The organism is Streptomyces antimicrobicus, assembly GCF_020532625.1.
Lineage (GTDB): Bacteria > Actinomycetota > Actinomycetes > Streptomycetales > Streptomycetaceae > Streptomyces > Streptomyces antimicrobicus.
Genome location: NZ_JAJAUY010000039.1, coordinates 21,287 through 44,317, shown reverse-complemented (window position 1 = coordinate 44,317; position 23,031 = coordinate 21,287). Strand labels below are relative to the sequence as shown.

Annotated in this window: 24 protein-coding genes; 4 read left to right on the top strand and 20 right to left on the bottom strand. The window is 72.4% G+C overall.

From position 1 onward, the window contains the following. Positions 1 to 50: 50 nt before the first annotated feature. From kynU to LG632_RS13000, 7 genes are all read right to left on the bottom strand, one after another. The gene (gene kynU, locus LG632_RS13030; protein ID WP_226727182.1) at positions 51 to 1,250 is read right to left on the bottom strand and encodes a kynureninase; all 1,200 of its coding nucleotides are present in this window, start codon (positions 1,248 to 1,250) and stop codon (positions 51 to 53) included. Then, positions 1,243 to 2,094: a tryptophan 2,3-dioxygenase gene (gene kynA, locus LG632_RS13025; RefSeq protein ID WP_226727181.1), complete on the bottom strand. Its 852-nt coding sequence runs from the start codon at positions 2,092 to 2,094 to the stop codon at positions 1,243 to 1,245. Before kynA ends, kynU begins: the two co-directional genes overlap by 8 nt. 372 nt (positions 2,095 to 2,466) lie before the next feature. Continuing rightward, positions 2,467 to 2,880 (bottom strand): DUF3151 domain-containing protein, encoded by a 414-nt coding sequence (locus tag LG632_RS13020; RefSeq protein WP_226727180.1) that lies wholly within the window; start codon positions 2,878 to 2,880, stop codon positions 2,467 to 2,469. Positions 2,881 to 2,900: 20 nt separating this feature from the next. Then, positions 2,901 to 3,452, bottom strand: coding sequence for a flavodoxin family protein (locus LG632_RS13015; protein ID WP_226727179.1), 552 nt, complete (start codon positions 3,450 to 3,452; stop codon positions 2,901 to 2,903). Between the two features lie 499 nt (positions 3,453 to 3,951). Continuing rightward, positions 3,952 to 4,659 carry a ScbR family autoregulator-binding transcription factor gene (locus LG632_RS13010; protein ID WP_226727178.1) on the bottom strand — a complete coding sequence of 236 codons (708 nt, stop codon included), beginning with the start codon at positions 4,657 to 4,659 and terminating at the stop codon, positions 3,952 to 3,954. 77 nt (positions 4,660 to 4,736) lie between these two features. Beyond that, positions 4,737 to 5,504 carry a glucose 1-dehydrogenase gene (locus LG632_RS13005; protein ID WP_226727177.1) on the bottom strand — a complete coding sequence of 256 codons (768 nt, stop codon included), beginning with the start codon at positions 5,502 to 5,504 and terminating at the stop codon, positions 4,737 to 4,739. A gap of 88 nt (positions 5,505 to 5,592) precedes the next feature. After that, positions 5,593 to 6,306, bottom strand: a complete 714-nt coding sequence (locus tag LG632_RS13000) for an HAD family hydrolase (RefSeq protein ID WP_226727176.1) — start codon at positions 6,304 to 6,306, stop codon at positions 5,593 to 5,595. A gap of 396 nt (positions 6,307 to 6,702) precedes the next feature. Here LG632_RS13000 and LG632_RS12995 point away from each other — a divergent pair, with 396 nt between their 5' ends. Further along, complete coding sequence (locus tag LG632_RS12995) at positions 6,703 to 7,698, top strand: ScbA/BarX family gamma-butyrolactone biosynthesis protein (protein ID WP_226727175.1); 996 nt, start codon at positions 6,703 to 6,705, stop codon at positions 7,696 to 7,698. A gap of 207 nt (positions 7,699 to 7,905) precedes the next feature. Here LG632_RS12995 and fbaA read toward each other — a convergent pair whose 3' ends face one another. The 7 genes from fbaA to LG632_RS12960 form a co-directional block, all read right to left on the bottom strand. After that, positions 7,906 to 8,928 carry a class II fructose-bisphosphate aldolase gene (gene fbaA / locus LG632_RS12990; protein WP_226727174.1) on the bottom strand — a complete coding sequence of 341 codons (1,023 nt, stop codon included), beginning with the start codon at positions 8,926 to 8,928 and terminating at the stop codon, positions 7,906 to 7,908. A gap of 224 nt (positions 8,929 to 9,152) precedes the next feature. Next, complete coding sequence (pyrE, locus tag LG632_RS12985; protein WP_226727173.1) at positions 9,153 to 9,692, bottom strand: orotate phosphoribosyltransferase; 540 nt, start codon at positions 9,690 to 9,692, stop codon at positions 9,153 to 9,155. 31 nt (positions 9,693 to 9,723) lie between these two features. After that, a complete protein-coding gene (locus tag LG632_RS12980) occupies positions 9,724 to 10,506 on the bottom strand; it encodes an aldose epimerase family protein (protein ID WP_226727172.1) in 783 nt (260 codons plus the stop codon). 20 nt (positions 10,507 to 10,526) lie between these two features. Beyond that, positions 10,527 to 11,549 carry an SRPBCC domain-containing protein gene (locus tag LG632_RS12975; protein WP_226727171.1) on the bottom strand — a complete coding sequence of 341 codons (1,023 nt, stop codon included), beginning with the start codon at positions 11,547 to 11,549 and terminating at the stop codon, positions 10,527 to 10,529. Between the two features lie 74 nt (positions 11,550 to 11,623). Continuing rightward, complete coding sequence (locus LG632_RS12970) at positions 11,624 to 13,267, bottom strand: polyamine aminopropyltransferase (RefSeq protein ID WP_226727170.1); 1,644 nt, start codon at positions 13,265 to 13,267, stop codon at positions 11,624 to 11,626. A gap of 144 nt (positions 13,268 to 13,411) precedes the next feature. Beyond that, positions 13,412 to 13,930, bottom strand: coding sequence for a DUF2617 family protein (locus LG632_RS12965; RefSeq protein ID WP_226727169.1), 519 nt, complete (start codon positions 13,928 to 13,930; stop codon positions 13,412 to 13,414). 161 nt (positions 13,931 to 14,091) lie between these two features. After that, on the bottom strand, positions 14,092 to 14,334 hold the full coding sequence (locus LG632_RS12960) for a hypothetical protein (protein ID WP_226727168.1): 243 nt from the start codon (positions 14,332 to 14,334) through the stop codon (positions 14,092 to 14,094). 138 nt (positions 14,335 to 14,472) lie between these two features. On the opposite strand from LG632_RS12960, the gene LG632_RS12955 reads away from it, so the two are divergent. Continuing rightward, a complete protein-coding gene (locus tag LG632_RS12955) occupies positions 14,473 to 15,660 on the top strand; it encodes a pyridoxal phosphate-dependent aminotransferase (RefSeq protein WP_226727167.1) in 1,188 nt (395 codons plus the stop codon). A 79-nt stretch (positions 15,661 to 15,739) separates the two neighbouring features. Here LG632_RS12955 and LG632_RS12950 read toward each other — a convergent pair whose 3' ends face one another. Together LG632_RS12950 and clpB are read right to left on the bottom strand one after the other, a co-directional pair. Then, positions 15,740 to 16,273 carry a type III secretion system chaperone family protein gene (locus LG632_RS12950; protein ID WP_226727166.1) on the bottom strand — a complete coding sequence of 178 codons (534 nt, stop codon included), beginning with the start codon at positions 16,271 to 16,273 and terminating at the stop codon, positions 15,740 to 15,742. A 100-nt stretch (positions 16,274 to 16,373) separates the two neighbouring features. Further along, positions 16,374 to 18,962, bottom strand: coding sequence for an ATP-dependent chaperone ClpB (clpB, locus tag LG632_RS12945; protein WP_226727165.1), 2,589 nt, complete (start codon positions 18,960 to 18,962; stop codon positions 16,374 to 16,376). Positions 18,963 to 19,086: 124 nt separating this feature from the next. Here clpB and LG632_RS12940 point away from each other — a divergent pair, with 124 nt between their 5' ends. Then, positions 19,087 to 19,491: a pyridoxamine 5'-phosphate oxidase family protein gene (locus LG632_RS12940; RefSeq protein ID WP_226727164.1), complete on the top strand. Its 405-nt coding sequence runs from the start codon at positions 19,087 to 19,089 to the stop codon at positions 19,489 to 19,491. 188 nt (positions 19,492 to 19,679) lie between these two features. Here the strand turns inward: LG632_RS12940 and LG632_RS12935 are convergent, their stop codons facing one another. Both LG632_RS12935 and LG632_RS12930 read right to left on the bottom strand, forming a co-directional pair. Further along, on the bottom strand, positions 19,680 to 19,994 hold the full coding sequence (locus LG632_RS12935) for a Rieske (2Fe-2S) protein (protein WP_219667885.1): 315 nt from the start codon (positions 19,992 to 19,994) through the stop codon (positions 19,680 to 19,682). After that, positions 19,994 to 20,197 (bottom strand): hypothetical protein, encoded by a 204-nt coding sequence (locus LG632_RS12930; RefSeq protein WP_226727163.1) that lies wholly within the window; start codon positions 20,195 to 20,197, stop codon positions 19,994 to 19,996. The genes LG632_RS12935 and LG632_RS12930 overlap by 1 nt, the downstream gene beginning before the upstream one ends. Positions 20,198 to 20,281: 84 nt before the next feature. Here LG632_RS12930 and LG632_RS12925 point away from each other — a divergent pair, with 84 nt between their 5' ends. Continuing rightward, positions 20,282 to 21,295, top strand: coding sequence for a helix-turn-helix transcriptional regulator (locus LG632_RS12925; RefSeq protein WP_226727162.1), 1,014 nt, complete (start codon positions 20,282 to 20,284; stop codon positions 21,293 to 21,295). A gap of 62 nt (positions 21,296 to 21,357) precedes the next feature. On the opposite strand, the gene LG632_RS12920 is transcribed toward LG632_RS12925, so the two are convergent. Next, positions 21,358 to 21,819: a heat shock protein transcriptional repressor HspR gene (locus LG632_RS12920; RefSeq protein WP_226727161.1), complete on the bottom strand. Its 462-nt coding sequence runs from the start codon at positions 21,817 to 21,819 to the stop codon at positions 21,358 to 21,360. A 1-nt stretch (position 21,820) separates the two neighbouring features. Beyond that, on the bottom strand, positions 21,821 to 22,996 hold the full coding sequence (dnaJ, locus tag LG632_RS12915; RefSeq protein WP_226727160.1) for a molecular chaperone DnaJ: 1,176 nt from the start codon (positions 22,994 to 22,996) through the stop codon (positions 21,821 to 21,823). Positions 22,997 to 23,031: the final 35 nt, after the last annotated feature.

Genomic DNA, 23,031 nt, shown 5'->3' with positions numbered 1-23,031 from the left:
TGCACCGCTGTGCGGCGCCGTGCCGCGGCCCGCCGGGAACCGCGGCGTGATCACCCGTAAACGTGACCCAGCGTGCGGGCGGCCCGCTCCGCGTCGGCGAATCCGACGTACAGCGGGGTGAACCCGAAGCGCAGCACGTCGGGGTGGCGGAAGTCGCCGACGACGCCCCGCGCGACGAGCTCGCGCATCACCGCGGCCGCGTCGTCCGTGCGCAGCGAGATCTGGCTGCCGCGCTCGGCGTGGGCGCGCGGGGTGACCAGCTCGACCCGACCGGCGGGCAGGTACGCCTCGACGCACTCCAGGAAGAAGTCCGTCAGGGCCAGCGACTTGGCCCGGACGTCCTCGATCCGCACCCCGTCCCAGGCCTCCAGCGCCGCCTCCAGGGCGAGCATGGACAGGATGTCGGGGGTGCCGACCCGGCCGCGCACCGCCCCGTCGGCCGGAACGAAGCCGGGACTCATCGCGAACGGCTCGGCGTGCGAGTTCCAGCCGGGCAGCGGGGAGTCGAAGTCCGCCTGGTGGCGGGCGGCTATGTAGAGGTACGCGGGCGAACCCGGGCCGCCGTTGAGGTACTTGTACGTGCACCCGACCGCGAGGTCGACCCCGTGCGCGTCCAGACCCACCGGCAGGGCCCCGGCGCTGTGGCACAGGTCCCACACCGTGACCGCGCCCGCCGCCCGCGCCGCGGCCGTGATCGCGGGCAGGTCGTGCAGCCGGCCGGTGCGGTAGTCGACGTGGTTGAGCAGCACCGCGGCGGTGTCCGGACCGAGCGCGCCCGGTACGGCGGCGGGCTCGACCGGGACCACGCGCAGGCCGGTCATCCGGGCCGCCGACTGCGCGATGTACCCGTCGGTGGGGAAGGTGGTGGCGTCGACCAGCAGCTCACCGCGTCCGGGCGCGGCCAGCCGGGCCGCGCCGACCACGGCCTTGAAGAGGTTCACGCTGGTGGAGTCGCCCACCACGACCTGGCCGGGCGCGGCGCCCAGCAGCGGGGCGATCCGGTCGCCGATCCGCTCGGGCGCGGTCCACCAGCCGCTCTCGTCCCAGGAGCGGATGAGCAGCTCGCCCCACTCCCGCGCGACCACGTCGGCGACCCGGCCGGGCACGCCCGCCGGGAGGGCGCCCAGGGAGTTGCCGTCCAGGTAGACCACGCCGTCCGGCAGCGTGAACCGCTCCCGGAGCTTGCCCAGGTCGTCGGCCGCGTCCAGTTCGGCGGCCCGGGTACCGAGGAGGGACTGCCGCTCAGACATGGCTGCGCGCCGTCCACAGCTCGGGGAAGACGTTCTTCTGGGCCCGCTTCTCCAGCCAGGACACCCCGGCGGAGCCGCCGGTGCCGGTCTTCGCGCCCATCGCCCGCCGGGTGGCGACCAGGTGGTCGTTGCGCCAGCGCCAGACCAGCTCGGCGACGTCGGTCAGCGCCTCGCCCAGGCGCACCAGCTCGTCGTGGGTGCCCGGGTCGGTGTACAGCGCGCTCCAGACGGCCTCGACCTCGGGCGAGGGCTCGTAGCGCTGGGACAGGTCGCGCTCCAGCACCGCCTGCGGGACGGCGAGACCGCGCCGCGCGAGCAGGCGCAGCACCTCGTCGTAGAGGCTGGGCTCGTGCAGCGCCTTCTCCAGCTCGGCGTGCACGCGCGGGGCGCCGCGGTGCGGGACGAGCATGGAGGCGGACTTCTCGCCGAGCAGGAACTCCATCCGGCGGTACATCGCGGACTGGAAGCCGGAGCCCTCGCCGAGGGCGGCCCGGTAGGAGTTGAACTGGCCGGGGGTGAGCTGGGCGAGCGGACGCCAGGAGGCGTTGAGGGCGTCCAGTTCGCGGACGGATCGTTTCAGCGCGTCCATCGCGACGTCGATCCGGTCCTCGCGCAGGGCGCGGGCCGCGGTCTCCCACTCGTGGACGATGACGGTGAACCACAGCTCCATGACCTGGGTCGTGACCAGAAAGACCATCTCGCCCGGATCGTCCGAGCGGGGGTGCTGGAGGTGGGTGAGGACGTCCGCCTGTACGTAGTCCTCGTACGGCGTGGTGCCGTCGAAGTCGAGGTTCGGGGTGTCCGAACCGCCGGCTCCGGAGGCATCAAGGGAATGCGTCGACATTGCTGTCTCCTCGACACGAACTTCCGGGTAGCGGTCCGCTCCTTCCCTTGAGGCGAGTGGAGCCCCGGTCCCCTGCCCGCATCATATGCGCGGGGTCCTCGGCCGGGTCAGTGTGAGCAGCGCCACCTTTTCGCCCTCCCGGCTCTGCGGGCCCTCCCGCCCCTCCCGACCCGGCCGCCACGCGCGCGGGGCGGGCGGGCGGGCCGGGAGGGCAGGCGGCGGGAGGGCAGGCGGCGGGAGGGCGCAGCCGGGACGGCGGGGCCGGGAACCGCGGGGGCCGGGGACCGCGGGGGCCGGGGACCGCGGGGGCCGGGACCCATGGGCCCTGGCCCATGGGCCGGGACCGCGGGGGCCGGGACCGCTGGGCCGGGCTCAGCCCAGGGTGTCGGCCGCGGTCGGCGAGGAGTCCCGCAGGAAGGTCGAGCAGCGCTCGTACTCCTCCTGCTCACCGATCGCCTGCGCGGCGCGCGCCAGCGCGTGCAGGGCGCGCAGGAAGCCGCGGTTCGGCTCGTGCTCCCACGGCACCGGGCCGTGGCCCTTCCAGCCGGCCCGGCGCAGTGCGTCCAGGCCGCGGTGGTAGCCGGTGCGGGCGTACGCGTACGACTCGACGGCGCGGCCGGCCTCGAAGGCGTCGTCGGCCAGGCTCGCCCAGGCGAGCGAGGAGGCGGGGTACTTGGCGGCGACCTCCGCCGGGTCGGTGCCGGCGGCCAGGGCCGCGCGCGGCTCGGGGTCGTCGGGCAGGTGGGTCGGGGCGGGTCCCCCGAGCAGGTTCTCGTGAATGGCCATGGTCACCAGTCTGCTGCACCTCAGCCGCGTCGCCAGGCCGTGGAGACCTCGTGGCCGGCGAGGGTGGCCGCGCCGAGGTACGCGACGTCGGCCGCCTCGTCGGCGTACGCGTCGGCCCCGGAGCCGCCCCCGGCCTCGATCAGCCGGGCCCGGGCGAACCGGGTGACCCGGGCGCCCAGGAAGCGTACGGAGTCCAGCGACGCCTCGGTGGCGCAGCCGGAGTGCCACCAGGGCGGCACGTCCATGCCGATCCAGTGCATGCCCCACCGGTCGGCGAAGGCGCACAGTTCCCGCAGCCGCTCGTAGGGGTCCACGTGCGGGTCGGTGAAGCCGGCGGCCGGGCGGCCCCGCCAGTCGCGGCAGCCCTCCGCGTACGGCGGCCGGGCACCGAACAGGATGCCGTCGGCCTCCTTCAGCAGCGCCCACTGCCGCTCGCCGAGGTCCTCCACCCCGATGAGCACGCTGCGCGCGCCCGTCTCGGCCGCGCCGTCGCGCGCGGCGAAGGCCTGGGGCGAGGCCCACCCCTGCCGGCCGTCGTGGACGACCGCGACGAGCGGTGTCTTCGGTGCCATCCGGTCAGGTCCACCCCGTGTCGCTCGCTGCCGATGAGGCGTGGATGGCCGCGCCGCTGCTCATGTCGGGTACCTCTCGAGGATCAGAACGGAGAAAAGTACCCGCCGGAATGTTGCTGCTTCCGGCGGGCCGCGTCAATACGTCATGCCGCCCGGGCGCCGGGACCCCGTAAGGGGGCCGGCCTGGACCCCGTCGAAGGCCGGCCCCCGGCGCGGCCCGAGCGCTCCTCGCAGGCGCCGGGCCGCGGTCTCGGACTCCCCACCGGTATCCCTCCCCTGTGCACGCCTGATGAGGGGCGGATTCGAGCCGCACCCCACTAAAAATAATACCGGGAAGGTTTTTTCCTGTGCACCCGGCATCCGGAATCCACCGGCGCGGCTGGCCGGAAGCGGGCCGGCCGGGTCCGAGCGGGTTGCCCGTTCCCGACGGCCCGCTCCGGCGCACACACGGCCGCCCCCGGACGCGGCGGGCGCGGCCGGGGGCGGGAAGCGGGTCCGGTCAGGCGACGTCGGCCGGGACGGCGAACGGCGACCGCTCGGAGCACCGGCACAGGTGCGCGCCCTGCGGCCCGTGCAGCGCCCGGGCGCCGCGGCCGGGGGCGGTGTCGAGCCGGATCGCCACGGCCGAGACGACCAGGCTCGGCATCACGCTGGTGTAGAGCGCCGAGACCTCCTCGTCCAGGTTCAGGCCGAGCGTCTGCGACATCACGTTCAGGCCGGCGAAGGACCCGACGATGAGCCGCGACGGCTGCGCCGGGTCCACGTGCGAGAGCAGTTCGCCGCGCGCCTTGGCCTCGGTCATCAGCTGCGTGTGCAGCTCGATCCAGCCCTGGTAGGGCGCGGCCCGGTCCAGCCCCCGTCCGTTCTGCTCCAGGGTGAGCCGGGCGCTGCCGCGCATCAGCACGTCGTGCTGGAGGCGGTGGGAGAAGATCATGCCGACGTCGACGAACTCCTGCGCCTTGAACTCCTGCGGCGTGAAGACGGGTTCGATGCTCACCTGGGCGTCGATCACCGCCTGCGCCAGGTCTTCCTTCGAGTCGAAGTGGAAGTAGAGCGCTCCCTTGGTGACATTGGCGATCTTGACGATGTCCGTCAGCTTCGCCGCGTCGTAACCCCTGTCCTCGAACACCACTGCGGCGGCCTCCAGGATCGCCTGCCGCGTGCGCACGGCGCGGTCCTGCTTGACCGGGGGTCGTTCAGTCCTCACGAGTCTTGTGTCCCTCTCCATGCCCCCCAACCGATCGGCAAATACATGCCCCCGGGTATGTACCTTTCCGTCTAGCTTCACACCATCGTGAAGCCCCCGTCCACCGGCATCGTCACTCCCGTGACGAAGGACGCGCGCTCGCTGCACAGCCAGGCCGCGGCCTCCGCGACCTCCTCCGGGGCGGCGGTGCGAGGCTGCGGCGTGGCGGCGTGCAACTGCTCCTCGATGCCCGGCACGGCGGCGAACCACTCCTCGACGACCTCCGTACGCGTGGTCCCCGGGGCCAGCGCGTTGACGCGGATGCCCTGGGCGGCGTACTCCGCGGCGGCGGCCTTGGTCAGACCGATCACCGCGTGCTTGGCGGCCACGTACGGGGAGGCCACGGGCGTGGCGAGCAGGCCCCCGACGCTGGAGGTGTTGACGATGGTGCCGCCGCCGGTCTTCAGCATGGCGCCGATCTCGTCGCGCAGGCAGTTCCAGACGCCGCGCAGGTTGACGTCCATGATCCGGCCGTAGAGCTCGTCGCCCATCTCGTGCAGCGGCGTACGGCCGACGCCCCAGCCCGCGTTGTTGAAGGCGCAGTCGAGCCGGCCGAACCGCTCGACGGCCAGGGCCACGGCGGCGGCCGTGTCCTCGGCCCGGGTGACGTCGGTGACCGCGTACGCGACCTCCGCACCGGCGGCGGACAGCTCCTCGGCCAGCTCCGCCAGCCGCTCCTCGCGGCGCGCGGCGAGCACCACCTTCGCGCCCTCCCGCGCGAACACCCGGCCCGCCGCGGCGCCGATGCCGCTGCTGGCGCCGGTGATCAGCGCGACCTTGCCTTCGAGCAGCCCCTGCCCTGCCATGACTCTCCCCTTTGCGGTGCGTGGAACGTGGTGCGTGGTGCGGCGCACGCGGTGCGGGTGCGCACCGCGTGCCTGGCCCGTGATGGAATCAGGCGGCCCAGGCCAGGCCCTCGGCGGCCTCCCCGTCGAGGGTGCGCAGCAGCGCCTCGTCGATCTCGTCCAGGGAGCGCACCAGGTGGCGTACGCCCGCCTCGCGCATCAGCGCGCCCTGGAACCCGTGCTCGTACGCGCTGGGGTGGCCGATGAACGCCGCGCCCAGGTCGCGGGCCGCCTCGCCCACCCGGGCCACGTCGTCGACGAACAGGGCGCGGTCGCAGGAGAGGCCGAAGGTGTCGACGGCGATCTCGCGGACACCGGGGCGGAAGTCGTTGGTGCAGATGTAGCCCGGCCCGTCGAAGAGGTGCGCCCAGTGCCCGAGGTAGGTGTCGAAGTGGCTCTTGTCGAGGCCGCCGTAGCAGACGGTGCGCAGGCCCAGGGCCCTCAGCCGGTGCAGCAGCTGCTCCGCGCCCGGCAGGACGGCGAGCGGGTGCTCGGCGAGGTAGGCCGCCCGCTCCTCGAAGTAGACCTCCAGCACCTTCGCCGGGCTCCAGTCCACGCCGGCCGCCGCGCCGAGCGCGCGGGCGGCGACCTGCCGGGACTGCGAGAAGACGGCCCGCTCCACGCCCGCGTCGTAGGTCCCGCCCCGGCTGGTGACGAAGCGGTGGATCACCGGGCTGAAGGTGTCGTTCAGGAGGACCCCGTCGATGTTCACGGCGGCGAGGCGCAGGTGTTCCAGCGGGCGGGCGTGCCGGAGGGCGGACATCGGTCTCCAATCGGCGGGGGCCCGGCCGCGGCGGAGGTCGGCGGGGAAGCAGGAGCCGACCAGGGGTCGCGGCCACCTGGACGGGAGGGACCCCCAAAAAAATACTCCCGAGTACGCGGCGCGTGCGGGACAAAAGATACCCGACGCACCCGCGCGCACACAGTCCGGGAACGAAACCTACGCGCCGGGACGGAATGGCTCCTTCACGCCCCCTGAGCTGGGCAGTTGAGGGCGGACTGATTGATTCCGCAAGGGCCGTGGATGTGGAATGCGTCACTTCGAACCCCCAGAAACCTGATCTTCGGGTAATTGTCTGGGTGCCGACCAAACCCGAAAGTACGTACCCGGCGACGGGTAACCGCAACGACTTTCGGTCATGATCATGACGGGGATCCGATGCTCACGTTCCTGGAACCGACCGACGACCTCGCCTTCCTGCGCGCGGACGCGGTCCCGTGCGTGTGCCCCGAGGCCGTCGGGGGGAACCGGACGAGGACCGTCGCCCGCGAGCTCGTCCACCGCGCCGCCGTCGCCGAGGTCTTCCTGACCGGTATGTGCCGGCCCGCCGAGGACCGGTTCCACGTCACCGCGCAGCTGCCGCGCGCGCACAGCTTCTTCGCCCCGATCGCCGGCTCCCACTACGACCCGATGCTGATCTGCGAGACCGTCCGCCAAGTCGGCTCCTACGTCGCCCACGAGGCCTTCGACGTCCCGCTGGGCCACCAGTTCCTGCTCTGGCGCCTGGACTACACGACGTACCCGGACACCCTCGTCATCGGCGACGTCCCCGCCGACGTCGACCTCGACGTCACGTGCACCGAGATCCGCCGCCGCGGCACCCAGCTCCAGGCCCTGCAGTACGCGGTGGTCGTGCGCCACCACGACACCGTGCTCGCCACCGCCAAGATCGGCTACACCGTCGCCTCCCCGGCGGTCTACCGCCGGCTGCGGGCCGAGCAGCTCGGCCGCCGTCCGGTGCCCTCGCTGCCGCCGGCCCCGCTCAAGCCCGCCCAGGTCGGACGCTGGTCGCCGTTCGACGTCGTGCTCGCCACGGCCCCGCAGCAGGGGACCGGGTCCACCTGGCAGCTGCGCTACGACACCCGGCACCCGGTCCTCTTCGACCACCCCGGCGACCACCTGCCGGGCATGGTGCTGCTGGAGGCCGCCCGGCAGGCCGCCGTGGCGCTGACCCCGGCTCCGGACGTACTGCCGGCCTGCGTCGTCAGCAGCTTCCAGCGCTACGCGGAGTTCGGCACGCCGCTGTGGATCCATGCCCAGCGCAGCGGTGACTGCGGCGTCGAGGTCACCGGGACCCAGGACGGCCAGCAGGTGTTCGCCGCACGCGTGGGCACCGCGACGGTCGCGGCGCTGCCGTTCGGGATGACGGCATGACGGGCCGAGGGCATGACGGCATGACGGCATGACTTGGCCGACGGCTCGGCCGTCGGCCGGCTGAGCCACCGGTCCCCTGGGGACCGCCCAGGGCGTCGGGGGGCGTCCTGGGCGGGGGGACACGGCGGAGGGGGAAAGGCGAAGGCCCTGCCCACGGTCGTCGGGGACGGACCGGGGCAGGGCCTTGGCCACTGCGTGCGGCGGGTGTTACTTGATCTTGGTGCCGGTGGAGCGCAGGTTGGCGCAGGCCTCGACCACGCGCTGCGCCATGCTCGCCTCGGCCAGCTTGCCCCAGGTCCGCGGGTCGTAGGTGGACTTCTTGCCGACCTCGCCGTCGACCTTCAGGACGCCGTCGTAGTTCTTGAACATGTGGTCGGCGACCGGGCGGGTGAAGGCGTACTGGGTGTCGGTGTCCAGGTTCATCTTCACGACGCCGTTCTCCAGCGCGGTGGCGATCTCCTGCTCGGTGGAGCCGGAGCCGCCGTGGAAGACGAAGTCGAACGGGCTGGTCTTGCCGTACTTCTCACCGACACCCTGCTGCAGGTCCTTCAGCAGCTCGGGGCGCAGGACGACGTTGCCCGGCTTGTAGACGCCGTGCACGTTGCCGAAGGAGGCGGCCAGCAGGTAGCGGCCCTTCTCGCCCAGGCCGAGGGCCTCGGCGGTACGGATCGCGTCCTCGACCGTGGTGTACAGCTCGTCGTTGATCTCGTGGGTGACGCCGTCCTCCTCGCCACCGGTCGGGGTGATCTCGACCTCAAGGATGATCTTGGCGGCGGCGGCGCGGGGCAGCAGCTCCTGGGCGATGGCCAGGTTGTCGGCCAGGGTCTCGGCGGAGCCGTCCCACATGTGCGACTGGAACAGCGGGTTGCGGCCGGCCTTGACGCGCTCCTCGGAGAGGGCGAGCAGCGGGCGGACGTAGCCGTCCAGCTTGTCCTTCGGGCAGTGGTCGGTGTGCAGCGCGATGTTGACGTCGTACTTGGCGGCGACGATGTGCGCGAACTCGGCCAGGGCGACCGCACCCGTGACCATGTCCTTGCTGTGCTGGCCGCCCAGGAACTCGGCACCGCCGGTGGAGATCTGGACGATGCCGTCGCTCTCGGCCTCCGCGAAGCCGCGCAGCGCAGCGTGCAGGGTCTGGGACGAGGTCACGTTGATGGCCGGGTAGGCGAACTTGCCTGCCTTCGCCCGGTCGAGCATCTCGTTGTAGACCTCGGGGGTTGCGATGGGCATCTGTCCGCTCCTTGTATGTGCGGGTGGTGTGCTTATTGCTGGCCCTGACCTGGGGGCGACGTCATCGTCGCCCCCATCTTTCCAGACTCGGCCGGACACTCCACCCCGCCGGTCGCGGGCAGACGCGAAACCGCTCCGGGTGTTTCACGTGAAACACCCGGAGCGGTCACAAAAGAGCTGGTCAGAACCTCGCCGGTAAGCCGGTCCGGACCTTGGTCACCGGTTCAGGCGAGGCCGAGGTCCGACAGCTGGTAGCCGGTCAGGTACGGCAGGCCGGCCTCGCTGATCGCCCCGGCGGCACCGCGGTCCACGATCGTGGCGACGGCCACGACCTCGCCGCCGGCCTCGCGGACCGCCTCCACGGCGGTCAGCGGGGAGCCACCGGTGGTCGAGGTGTCCTCGACCACCAGGCAGCGGCGGCCCTTGACCTCGGTGCCCTCGATCCGACGCTGCATGCCGTGGGCCTTCTGCGCCTTGCGCACGACGAAGGCGTCCAGGCGCTGCCCGCGGGCGGCCGAGGCGTGCAGCATCGCGGTCGCCACCGGGTCGGCGCCCAGGGTGAGGCCGCCGACGCAGTCGAAGTCGAGGTCGGCGGTGAGGTCGAGCATGACCTGGCCGACCAGCGGGGCCGCCTCCCCATCGAGGGTGATCCGGCGGAGGTCGATGTAGTAGTCGGCCTCCAGGCCCGAGGAGAGAATCACCTTGCCGTGGACCACGGCCTTGTCCTTGATCTGCTGGAGCAGCTCACCACGCACGTCACTCATAGCCATGAGCTTAGAGCCCGTGCCCCCGAGCTCAGAGCCGCCGCCAGGTCCAGGTCGTCGTGACCTCCAGCGGATCGACCGGCGTGACCAGCCGGGGCGCGGTGTTCAGTCCGTTGGGCGGGCCGGTCTGGGGCTCGACGCACACCGCCTCGGCCTCCTGGTCGTAGATCACCACCCATTCCGCCCGGCTGGTGACCTTGACCTCCAGCGCGCCGGGCCAGGTCAGGGTGACGTCCACGCCGTAGGGCATCCCGAAGCAGTCGTCCCAGGGGCCCGGCAGGGGCGTGATCCGGCGGCCGGTCGGCAGGTAGTCGTCGCCGCGCTCCTCCTGCCACTCGGGCCGGAAGTCGACCACCACGTCCTCGCCGTGCCCGAGGTTGCGCAGGAACCACGGGTGCCAGCCGGCCTGCGCCGGGAAGCTGTCCCCGTACGTCTCGATGCCGAGGCCGAGGGTGAGCGAGTCCTCGGTGAGCTCGAAGGTCTGCGTGACCCGCCCCGGGTACGGCCAGGGCTCGACCAGGTCGTAGTAGAAGGCGGCCTCGGCCTTCTCCGCCCGGGCCGACCGCCAGGCGGCGTCGCGGGCGAAGCCGTGCAGGGCGTGCGGCGGATGGTTGAGCGGCATCTGGTGGACGACCCCGCCGGTGCGGAAGCGGCCCTCGCCGAGCCGGCCGCACCAGGGAACCATCGGGAACGAACCGAAGTGCGCGCCTTGGCGCAGCAGCTCGGTCCCGTCGATGCGCAGGCTGCTGATCCGGCAGCCGTTGTCCTGGTCGACGGTCAGTTCGGCGCCCCCGGCGCTCAGTTGCGTACTCATGGGTCCGACCCTACGGCCAGTCAGCGGCGGCGGCGCAGGACCCGTCCGACGGCCACCGCGGAGGCCACGGCGAAGGCCGCGGCCGGCACGAGCCAGCGCAGACTGCCGCCGGAGGCACCCTGGTCCGGGGCGGGGACGGGGGCGTACCGGCCGCGCGGCGGCGCGTGGTCGACCTCCTCGGCACTGCGGCCGATCATGGTGCGCCGGGCGTGGGCCGCCTCCGCGGGAGGTCGGGCTCCGGCGTCGCCGAACCCGGTGAAGTCGTCGTCCGCGAACGGGTCGAGGGAGGAGGGCGGCACCTCGGTGTCGAACACCGAGGCCGCCTCGGCCTCCAGATCGGCGTCGAGGTCCATCCCGGTGTCGAGGTCCCCGTCGAGATCGCCTTCGAGGTCCGCGTCGAGGTCGATCTCGTCCTCGGTGTCGTCGAGGTCGATCTCGTCCTCGGTGTCGTCGGTCCCGCGGGTGTCCGGGACGTCTCCGAGGTCGTCCTCGGCGTCGTCGGCCCTGCGGGTCTCCGCGACGTCTCCGGCGCGGGGGCTGTCGGGGGTGGCGTCCCGGGCGGCGTCGCCGGTGTCCAGGTCCGCCCCGGCCGACGTGTCGGCGGCGACCGCAGCCGACGCCGCCGACGCCAGGTGACCGGCGGCGCGGTCCAGCAGGCGGTGCAGCGCGGCGGTGGTGGCGGCCGGCTCGAACGTGGCGGCCCGGCCGTCGGCGGTGCCGGTGCCGTCGAGCAGCAGCCGGGTGCCGCCGTCGGCCTCGGCCAGCCGGACCGCGAGCGCCACCTTCACGGCCCCGGTCCCGCGCACCTCGGTGCCCTCACCGGTGATCTCGAAGGCCTCCGGGTCCCGCTCGGTCACGCTCAGCGCCCCGCGATAGGTGATGGTGTGCCCGCCGACCCGCAGCTTGAGCCGGCCGGACAGCGGCCCGGCCGCCGCATCGGCGTCCTGCTGGAGCCCCGGCACGCACCGGGCCAGCCGCGCGGGATCCCGCAGCACGGCGCGGAGGTTCTCTACGGGGACCGGAACGAACACCTGATGCTCCATGCAGCCGAGCCTACCGACGAAGGGCCCCTTCGCACCCGGTCCCGCACCGCGGACCTGTCTCGCTCCGGCGCGACTCAGGACGCCGAGTACCGCGGATGCGGCAGCGTCGAGGGCGGCAGCCCCTTGATCCGCTGGTGCTCGGCCTCGCGGGCGGAGTCCCGCAGCGCCGCCGTGGACAGCGAGCGCAACGCCGGGGTGTCGCGGTCGACCCGCAGCTCCGGCCGGTGCCCGACGGCCGCCAGGACGAACCCCCAGTCCTGCGGCGAGGTGCCGCTCACGCCCAGGGTCCGGTCGGGTCCGGCCGCGAAGCCGCTGAGTCGGCCGCCCGCGCTGTAGGGGGCCGTTGCCAGGCCCGCCGCGCGGAGCGTGGCCTCGACCGTCCAGAAGGTGTGCGGCCGGGTCGTCAGCGACCCCGCGTGCACGGCGATCCGGCCGCCGGGGCGCAGGGCCCGCGCGGCCAGCCCGTAGAACTCCTGCGAGTACAGCTTGGTGCTGGGGGTGATCCCGGGGTCCGGGAGGTCCGAGACGATCACGTCGAACTGCCGGGCCGGCAGGCCGCGCAGCCAGCGGAAGGCGTCGGTGGTGACCACCTCCACCCGCGGGTCGCCGTACGCGCCGGCGTTGAGCACCGACAGCATGGGGTCGGTCCGGGCCAGCCGGACCACCCCGGGATCGAGATCCACGACGGTCACCCGCGCCACGTCGGGGTGGCGCAGCACCTCCCGCGCGGCGAGGCCGTCCCCGCCGCCGAGGACCAGCACCCGGCCGTGCGGTCCGGTCATCGCCGGGTGCACCAGCGCCTCGTGGTAGCGGTACTCGTCGTAGCCGCTGACCCGCAGCCGGCCGTCCAGGTAGAGGTCCAGCGAGCGCGGTGAGCCGGTGGAGGGGCCCGTGAGCACCAGTTCCTGCACCCCGGTCTGGAGGGCGACCCGTACGTCCCCGCCGTAGACCGCGCGCCGGGCGACCCGCTCGAAGTCGTCGGCGAGCAGCGTCGCCGACGCCAGGACCGCCAGCACCCCGACGTTGGCGGCGAGCAGCAGCCAGCGTGCCCGCCCGCTCAGGTCGCGCCGGAACAGCCACAGCACCAGTGCCCCGCCGACGGCCGCGTTGACCGTGCCGGTCAGCATCGCCCCGGTGAGCTGGCCGAGCAGCGGCAGCAGCAGGAACGGGAAGGCGAGTCCGCCGACCAGTGCCCCGACGTAGTCCGCCGCGAACAGGTCGGCGACCGCGCCGCCCGCGTCCTGCCTGCGGACCCGCTGGATCAGCGTCATCAGCAGCGGGATCTCGGCACCGATCAGCACCCCGATGGCCAGCGAGAACGCCACCAGCGCCGGCCGCGCCTCGCCCAGCCAGGCGAAGCTGGCGTACAAGGAGGTCGCCGACAGCCCGCCGAGCAGGGCGAGCGCGGCCTCCACGGCGGCGAAGCCGACCGCCGGCCGGCCCCGCAGCCGCTTGGCCAGCAGCGAGCCCACCCCCATGGCGAAGACCATCACGGACAGCACGACCGAGGTCTGGGTGACGGAGTCCCCGATCAGGTACGAGGCGAGGGCGAGCAGTTCCAGTTCGTAGACGAGGCCGCAGGCGGCGCAGACGAACACCGTGGCCAGCACCAGCAGTCGGCCGGTCCGGGGCCGTACGGGCAGGGCGGCCTGGACGGTCGCCACGCCCCGCGGCCGTGGAGCCGGGAGCACCCCGCGGGGGGCGGAACGGTCGATCATGCAGCGAACCGTACGTCAGGTCCCGCCCGCATCAAGTCACCCACATGGGTGCAACCGAGGCATGGGTGAGCCCGGTTGGCGTAACGCCGCGAAGGGCGCAGAAACGATCGCGCGCCTGTGTGCACCGCGCTCCGCCCGCACCGGTTACAAGGCGGCCGCCATCCGTACTCCTACCCGGGTGCGCGTGGCGACGAGTTGACCCTCCTGGGGGTAGGCGTGCCAGGTCCGCCACCGGACCTGGCCCTCGTGCCGCTGCACGAGCATCGCGGTGAAGGCGTGCGGGCTGCCCGGGAAGGTGCCGGCCAGCCCGTTGGGGTGGTCGGCGACGAGCGCCAGCAGTTCCTGCGCCCGGCCCGCGAACGAGCCCTGCGAGAGGGTCTCGACGCGGGCGGCGAACTCGTACTCCCAGTCCCCCACGCGCTTGGCCACCCCCAGCGGCAGCGGCGTACAGCTTCCGGGCATGCAGGCGACGGTCTCGGAGCACCGGACCTCGCCCTCCTCCAGCAGCACCTGGTGGGAGGCCCCGAGCAGGCGCAACTCCACCTTCGCGCTCGCCAGTTCGAGATTCAGTACGGCCAGGGCGGGAAGCCGGTCACGACCCAGGGCCCAGGCGAGGTCGGCGGCACGCGTGTCGGTGTAGGAGGTCTGGAGGGTCGTGAGCATGAGTCGGCTCCGCAAACGCGCGAGGGAAACTCAACCGAGGGAATCATGAAAGGCACGGCACTCACAGCGTTTTTACCCAACTTGAAGGGGTTTACATCCCCCCGGGGGCTACACAGTTCACGTGTTCAACACAGCGCGCCAGGGCCGTACCCGATGACCCGTCAGCTGCTGCCGCCCCCGCAGCCGCCACCGCCACCACCGCCGCCCCCGCAGGACGAGGAGGACGAACCGCACGACGAGGACGACGAGCCGCACGACGCGGCGGACGAGCCCCCGCCGGAGGCCCACCAGCCGCCGTCCGAGGACCGCGACGAGGACTTCCCGCCGCTCCCGGCCCGGGCGACGAGCACGATGATTCCGACGACGAGCAGCATGAAGACAACGAACGCAAAGGCCAGGAACATCGTCCTCGCCCCCTTCCGAGAAGCCTCGGTCCCCCGAGGTACGGGACCCCCGTGTCCCGCGTGCTGGGGGGATGCCCTCCCGTCCGACGGCCCAAAGCACACTTGAGCAACTCCAGAGGTTCCGCCCAGGATGGCGCCATGAGCGCACCCGTGGGCGGCAGCCGCCCCCTCCTGAACCGCCGTCTCGCCTCGTTCGGCACCACGATCTTCGCGGAGATGTCGGCCCTGGCCACCCGCACCGGCTCCATCAACCTCGGCCAGGGATTCCCCGACACCGACGGCCCCGCCGAGATCGCCGAGGCAGCCGTCCGGGCGATCCGCGCCGGCCACGGCAACCAGTACCCGCCCGGCCCGGGCGTGCCCGAGCTGCGCCGGGCGGTCGCCGCCCACCAGGAGCGCTTCTACGGCCTGTCCTACGACCCCGACACCGAGGTCCTGGTCACCGCCGGGGCGACGGAGGCCATCGCGGCCGCCCTGCTCGCCCTGCTGGAGCCGGGCGACGAGGTCGTCGCCCTCGAACCCTTCTACGACTCCTACGCGGCCTGCATCGCCATGGCCGGCGCCACCCGGGTCCCGGTCACCCTGCGCCCGGGTCCCGGGGGCTTCGGCCTCGACCTGGACGAGCTGCGCGCCGCCGTCACCGGCCGCACCCGGCTGCTGCTGCTCAACACCCCGCACAACCCCACGGGCACCGTCCTCGGCCCGGCCGAGCTGGCGGCCGTCGCGGAGCTGGCGGTGGAGCGGGACCTGCTGGTGGTCACGGACGAGGTCTACGAGCACCTGGTCTTCGAGGGCGCGCACGTGCCGCTCGCCTCGCTGCCGGGCATGCGCGAGCGCACGGTGACGATCTCCTCGGCCGGCAAGACCTTCTCGTTCACCGGCTGGAAGGTCGGCTGGATCACCGCCGCCCCGGCCCTGGTGGCGGCCGTCCGCTCGGCCAAGCAGTTCCTGACGTACGTCTCCTCCGGGCCCTTCCAGTACGCCGTCGCCGAGGCCCTCGCCCTGCCCGACAGCTACTACACGGAGTTCCGCGAGGACCTGCGCGCCCGGCGCGACCTGCTGGCGGCGGGGCTGGAGGCGGCCGGCCTGGAGGTCCACCGGCCCCAGGGCACGTACTTCGTCACCACCGACATCGCCCCGCTCGGCGAGCGCGACGGGCTGGCCTTCTGCCGTGCGCTGCCCGAGCGCTGCGGGGTGGTGGCGATCCCGAACTCCGTCTTCTACGACGACAAGGAGGCCGGCCGCACCCAGGTCCGCTGGGCCTTCTGCAAGCGCGTCGAGGTCCTGGAAGAGGCCGTCTCGCGGCTGGCCCGCCTGCACCCCTGACACGGCCGGCGCCCGGAGAACGGCAGGGACTGAGAACGGCCCGGCCCACGTACTGCCTGCGCGCGAGGACTCCCGAGGACTACTCGGCGTCGCCCTCGTCGTCGCCCTTGTCGGACTCCAGCTCCTGCTCCAGGCCGAGCTGCTCCAGCAGCCACTTGTCGAACTCGATCGAGGCGCGGACCCAGCTGACCGTGGAGGACACGAAGTGCTCCAGGGCCACGCCGGTGCCGATCAGCATCTGCGCCTCACCGATCAGACGGACCGAGCCGTCGTCGTGGGTGTGGGTGTAGACCTTCGGCCACAGCGTGCGGCGGTTCCAGTCGTCGATCGTCTCGAGGAGCTGCTGCTTCTCCTCGATCTTGTGCGGCCGGTCGTAGAACGTCCGGACCGAGAAGACCTGCTGCTCCGCCTCGCCGCGGAACATGAAGTACGTACGGAACTCCTCCCACGGCGCCGCGAGGTCTCCCTCGTCGTCGACGACGTACTTCAGCTCCATCTGCTCCAGGAGCTGCTTGACCAGGTCCTGGTCAGGGACGACGGGGCCCGCCGGTCCTGAGGCCTGCGGTTCGGGCTGGTTCCCGAAGTTCGGAATCGAGGCCGGATCGATGCTCACCGTGTACTTCCCTTCGTGCGGATGCTGCCATCCTCCCCCATCGCGCCCGCGGGGTGGTAGCCCCACAGGCGCGATCCGCTCCGGGCGTACCGCAGGGCCCTCACATGGCCCTGCCGACCAGCAGGTCCTCCCCCGCGACGTCGACGAGGACGGTGTCGCCGTCCTTGACCTCGCCCGCCAGGATCTCCTTGGCCAGCCGGTCGCCGACCGCCGTCTGGATCAGGCGGCGCAGCGGGCGGGCACCGTACGCCGGGTCGTTGCCCTTGTCCGCCAGCCAGGCCAGGGCCTCGGGCGTGACGTCCAGGGTGAGCCGGCGCTGGGCCAGGCGCCGGGCGAGCCGGTCGATCTGGAGGGCGGCGATCCGGGCGAGCTCCTCCTCGCTGAGGGCGGAGAAGACCACCAGGTCGTCCAGCCGGTTGAGGAACTCCGGCTTGAAGGAGGCCCGGACCACGTCCAGGACCTGCTCCTTCTTGCGTTCGGCCGAGGTGGCGGGGTCCATCAGGAACTGGCTGCCCAGGTTGGAGGTCAGGATCAGGATGGTGTTGCGGAAGTCCACCGTCCGGCCCTGTCCGTCGGTGAGCCGGCCGTCGTCGAGGACCTGGAGCAGGATGTCGAAGACCTCGGGGTGGGCCTTCTCCACCTCGTCCAGCAGCACCACCGAGTACGGCCGGCGGCGCACGGCCTCGGTGAGCTGGCCGCCCTCCTCGTAGCCGACGTAGCCGGGCGGGGCGCCGACCAGCCGGGCCACCGAGTGCTTCTCGGAGTACTCGGACATGTCGATGCGGACCATCGCCCGCTCGTCGTCGAAGAGGAAGTCCGCGAGCGCCTTGGCCAGCTCGGTCTTGCCGACGCCGGTCGGGCCCAGGAAGAGGAAGGAGCCCGTGGGCCGGTCGGGGTCGGCGATGCCGGCCCGGGTGCGGCGCACGGCGTCGGAGACGGCCCGCACGGCCTCGCCCTGGCCGATCAGGCGCCGGCCGAGCTCGTCCTCCATGCGCAGCAGCTTCTGGGTCTCGCCCTCCAGCAGCCGGCCTGCGGGGATGCCCGTCCAGGCCGCGACGACGTCGGCGATGTCGTCCGGGCCGACCTCCTCCTTGACCATGGTGTCGCGGGTGGCCGCCTCCGCCTCGGCCTCGGTGGCCTCGGCCAGCTCGCGCTCCAGCGCGGGGATCTCGCCGTAGATCAGCTTGGAGGCGGCGTCGAAGTCGCCGTCGCGCTGGGCCCGGTCCGCCTGGCCGCGCAGGTCGTCCAGGCGTTCCTTGAGCTCACCGACCCGGTTGAGGGACTGCTTCTCCTTCTCCCAGCGCGCGGTCAGCCCGCGCAGCTCCTCCTCCTTGTCGGCGAGGTCCTTGCGCAGCTTCTCCAGGCGCTCCTTGGAGGCCGGGTCCGACTCGTTGCGCAGGGCCAGCTCCTCCATGCGCAGCCGGTCCACGGCGCGCTGGAGCTCGTCGATCTCGACGGGCGAGGAGTCGATCTCCATGCGCAGGCGCGAGGCGGACTCGTCGACGAGGTCGATGGCCTTGTCGGGCAGGAAGCGGGAGGTGATGTACCGGTCGGAGAGGGTGGCCGCGGCAACCAGGGCGCCGTCGTTGATCTGGACCTTGTGGTGGGCCTCGTAGCGGCCCTTGAGTCCGCGCAGGATCGCGATGGTGTCCTCGACGGTGGGCTCGGCGACCAGCACCTGCTGGAAGCGCCGCTCCAGCGCCGGGTCCTTCTCGATCCGCTCGCGGTACTCGTCCAGCGTGGTCGCGCCGACCATGCGCAGCTCGCCGCGGGCCAGCATCGGCTTGAGCATGTTGCCCGCGTCCATCGCCGAGTCGCCGCCGGCGCCCGCGCCGACGACGGTGTGCAGCTCGTCGATGAAGGTGATGATCTGGCCTTCGCTGTCCTTGATCTCGGCCAGGACCGTCTTCAGGCGCTCCTCGAACTCACCGCGGTACTTGGCGCCCGCGACCATCGCGCCGAGGTCCAGCGCCACCAGGCGCTTGTTCTTCAGCGACTCCGGGACGTCGCCCTTGACGATCCGCTGGGCCAGGCCCTCCACGACGGCGGTCTTGCCCACGCCGGGCTCGCCGATCAGGACCGGGTTGTTCTTCGTCCGGCGGGACAGGACCTGCACCACGCGGCGGATCTCCTGGTCCCGGCCGATGACCGGGTCCAGCTTGCCGTCGCGGGCCGCCGCCGTGAAGTCGGTGCCGAACTTCTCCAGGGCCTTGTACTGGCCCTCCGGGTCGGGGGTGGTCACCCGCCGTCCTCCTCGTACGTTCTCGAAAGCGGTCAGCAGCCGGTCGGCGGTCGCGCCCTGCTGGGCCAGGACCTCACCGGCGGCGCCGCCCTTGGCGGCGATCCCGACGAGGAGGTGCTCGGTGGAGAGGTACTCGTCGCCGAGCCGCTTGGCGCGCTCGGCGGCGTCGGCGATGACCGCCAGCAGCTCGCGATTGGGCTGCGGCGGCGCGACCGTGGCGCCGGTGACGCTGGGCAGGGCGGCGAGCAGCCGCTCGGCGCCGGTGCGTACGGCGGCCTGGTCGGCCTCGGTGGCGACCAGCAGGTCGACGATGTTCTCGTTGTCCTCGCCGGCGAGCAGCGCCAGCAGCAGGTGCGCGGGGGTCAGGTCCGCGTGACCGTCCTTGACGGCCCGGCTGCTCGCGGCGTTCAGCGCGTCCTTGCTCCTGTTGGTCAGCTCGGCGTCCACGTCTGGCTTCTCCTCTCCACAACAGCACAGATACTGATACGCACAACGTGCACAAAGTTGAGTCTATTCCACTCAAGGCGGCTCCGGGGCACCCTTCCGGAGTCTTCCGCGTACGCTTCGGCGCATGTCCCACGACCCATTCGACCCGACGCCCGAGTACCTCGCCTTCTGGCGGGAGCGGCACGTGTGCACCCTGACGACCCCGCGCCCCGACGGCACGCCGCACGTGGTCCCGGTGGGCGTCACGTACGACCCGGAGGCGGGGATCGCCCGGGTGATCAGCAACAAGCACAGCAAGAAGGTCCGCAACGTCCTGGCCGCGCAGCCGGACGGGGCGCGGGTCGCGGTGTGCCAGATGGCGGGGCGCCGCTGGGCGACGCTGGAGGGGCGCGCGGTGATCCGCACGGAGGAGGCCGCGGTCGCCGACGCGGTGGCGCGCTACGCCGAGCGCTACGGGCGCACGCCGTCGCCGAACCCGGACCGGGTGGTCATCGAGATCGCGCTGGACCGCGCGATGGGCCGCGCCTGAGCGGGCGGCCGGGCGGGCGCGCCCGAGCCGGGCCCGCGTACGGCCTCGCCCGGGCCCGCGTACGGCCTCACCTGGCCGATTCGCGCACTGGACGCGGCAAGCACAACGGCGCCATCGTGTTCAGGTCCACGATGGCGCCGTTGTGTGGGGGAAGCACCTGCGCGATCTGCGACGACGGGGGGATCGCGTCAGGCACTGCGGGGGGTGGCGGTGGTGATGTCGGGCTCGAAGAGCTGGTGGTCACGCTGATCCAGGTTGACGAAGACCATGCCGTACCTGACTTCGCAGCGGACGGGCTGCGGCGCGCCGCGGGGGCGGCGCAGGCAGCGGTAGGCCCGGACGTCTTCGTCCTCCTCGCGCACCACGACGATCGGCTGACCGAACAGGGTGACCATCAACGAATCGCCAGGGTGGGGGATGGCCGTGACGAGGTCGATGAACTGCCACCCGGAACGGTAGGCGGAGGCCATTTCGCGCCGGAAATCGCGGTCGTCGGGGGTCATCACGCCTCCGTCGCAGGGAGCGAGGTCCACCCGGTGTCCACCTTGCCGGTCGGAGCACTGGTCCAGCCGGTGTCGAACTCTGCCTGCACGTTGCCGGTGTCCGCGCCGAACGCGCCCACTGCCCCGAATACCGCAACGACGGAGAAAACAACGGCAAGCGCCGAGCGAAGCATTCTCTTGTACATGGTCGGCTTCGTCCTCACTTGATGGAATCCTCTCCCCCGCGTGTCAGACGATGGCTCATTCGGGCACGTCAATGCCACAGGGACGATGCATCATGTTCTTGCATGTTCAGGACCCTGGGGGGTGGAGATTTGCCCAGAAGCGACACAAACCCGACACATCCCCACCCCGTGACGTCCCTGTGCGACGAGGGGACACGGCTCTACGCGGCGGCGCTCAGCACGGGACGAATCGCCCGTACCGAGGTCCAGAACGCGCCCTGCCTGCTCGAATTCGCGCTTCTGCAGCCCGATCCTGACGACGCGAACCAGCTCCGGCCGGTTCCCCCGTCCGTCGCTCTGGCCCAACGACTGCACCCGATTGAACGGGAGATCCAGGAGCGACGCAGAACCGCTGTAGATCTGACCGACGCTTTCGAGCCGTTCCTCGCCATCAGCGCGCAGAGCCCGTCGAACACCCACGCCATCACCGTGCTGGAAGGATTCGACCGGATCAACGCGGCGCTCAACCTGGCCACGGCCGAATGCCACACCGAGGTCCTGACGGTACAGCCCGGCGGACCGCGCCCCTCACTCGCCCTCACCCAGGCGCTGGAGCGGGACGCCCCGCTCATCGACCGCGGGGTCAGCATCCGCACCCTCTACCAGCACACCGTGCGGCACAGCCAGGGCACGCTCGCCTACGTGGACCGCATCTCCGCGGGCAAGGTGGAGATCCGCACGCTGGAGGAACTCATCGAGCGGCTCATCATCTTCGACCGCACGGTGGCCTTCATCCCCGCCAGCGACGACCGCAGGGTGGCCCTGGAGCTTCGCCACCCGGGTCTGGTGGACTACCTCATCAAGGTCTTCGAACAACTGTGGCGGCGCGCTGTGCCGTTGCACGAGGAAGTCACCTACACCCCGACCCCCGACGGCATTTCGGGCGTCCAGCGCTCCATCGCCCAACTCCTCGTCGAGGGGCACGTGGACGAGGCCATCGCCCGCCGGCTCGGGATGAACGTGCGTACCTGCCGGGCCCACATCGCCAAGCTCGCCAGCACGCTCGGCAGCGGCAGCAGGGCCCAACTCGGCTTCCTCATCGCCCAGTCGGGCATCCTGGGCCCTCCCGACCGCTGACCGCAGACGCGAGGACCCCGCCCTGGGAGCCAGGGCGGGGTCCTCGCGCGCGGTGCGGGCGCTCAGTCCTGCGGGCGCTTGGGGCGCCACACGACCAGCGCGCTCTGCTGCGGGGGCTGGTACGGGACCAGGTCCCGCCGGTAGGAGGCGTGCACCTGGGCCTCGCGCTGGCGCATGGCCGCGGCGGCGCCGTCGACGGCCGCGGAGAGCTCGGCCACCCGCTGCTGCAGCGCGGCGACCTGGTTCTCCAGTTCGATGATCCGCTTGATGCCCGCCAGGTTGATGCCCTCGTCCTGGGACAGCTGCTGCACCGTGCGCAGCAGCTCGATGTCCCGGGCCGAATAGCGCCGGCCGCGCCCGGCCGTGCGGTCCGGGGAGACCAGGCCGAGGCGGTCGTACTGGCGGAGGGTCTGCGGATGCAGTCCCGAGAGCTGGGCGGCCACCGAGATCACGTACACCGGCGAGTCGTCGGTGAGTTCGTACGCCCCGTTACCGAACCGAGGCTGCCTGCGGCGACCGTCCATCTCATGCTCCCTTCGCGGACTCGAACAGGCCGGCCCGCGGGTCCTCGGAAGAGGTCGCGTCCCGGTAGGTCTCCAGTGCTTCCCTGGCCTTGTCCGACAGCTCTGCCGGAACGGCCACCTCGATCGTCACCAGCAGGTCGCCGCGCGTGCCGTCCTTGCGGACGGCGCCCTTGCCGCGGGCGCGCATCGTACGCCCGTTGGGGGTGCCCGGCGGCAGCTTCAGGGTGACGGGCGGGCCGCCCAGGGTCGGCACCCGGATGTCGGCGCCCAGCGCCGCCTCCGGGTACGTCACCGGGACGGTCACCGTGAGGTTGTCCCCCCGGCGGCCGAAGACGGGGTGTGCGTCCACGTGGACCACGACGTACAGGTCACCGGCCGGGCCGCCCCGCTCGCCCGGCGCGCCCTTGCCGCGCAGCCGGATCCGCTGGCCGTCGGAGACGCCCGCCGGGATCCGGACCTGCATGGTCCGCGAGGACCGGGCCCGTCCGCTGCCCTTGCAGACCTCGCAAGGGTTCTCCGCGATCAGGCCGCGGCCCTTGCAGTCCGCGCACGGGTCGGTCAGCGAGAAGCCGCCGCCGCTGCCCCGCGAGACCTGACCGGTGCCGACACAGGTCGGGCACACCCGGGGGGTGCCGTTCTTGTCGCCGGTGCCCGAACAGGCCTTGCAGGGGGCCTGGGACGACATCCGCAGCGGCACGGTCGCGCCGTCCACCGCCTCCGTGAACGAGAGGGTGACCTCGGACTCGATGTCCTGGCCGCGCCGCGGCTGGACGCGGGTGCCCGCGCCCGCCCCGGCCCGGTTGAACAGGCCGCCGAACACGTCCCCGAGCCCGCCGCCGAAGCCGCCGGCCCCGCCGCCCTGGGCACCCCCGAAGAGGTCGCCCAGGTCGAAGTTGAAGGAGCCGCCGCCCGCGCCGGGCCCGGCGCGGAAGCCGCCGTTGCCGAACAGGGCGCGGGCCTCGTCGTACTCCTTGCGCTTCTTGGGGTCGCCGAGGACGTCGTTCGCCTCGGAGATCTCCTTGAAGCGCTCCTCCGCGGCGGCGTCGCCCTTGTTGGCGTCCGGGTGGAACTCGCGGGCGAGCTTCCGGTACGCCTTCTTGATCTCGGCCTCGGTGGCGTCCTTGGGGACACCGAGCGCCTTGTAGTAGTCCTTCTCCAAGTAGTCCTTCGTACTCACCGCCGGTGTCCCTCCTCTCGTGCCTTCTTCCTCAG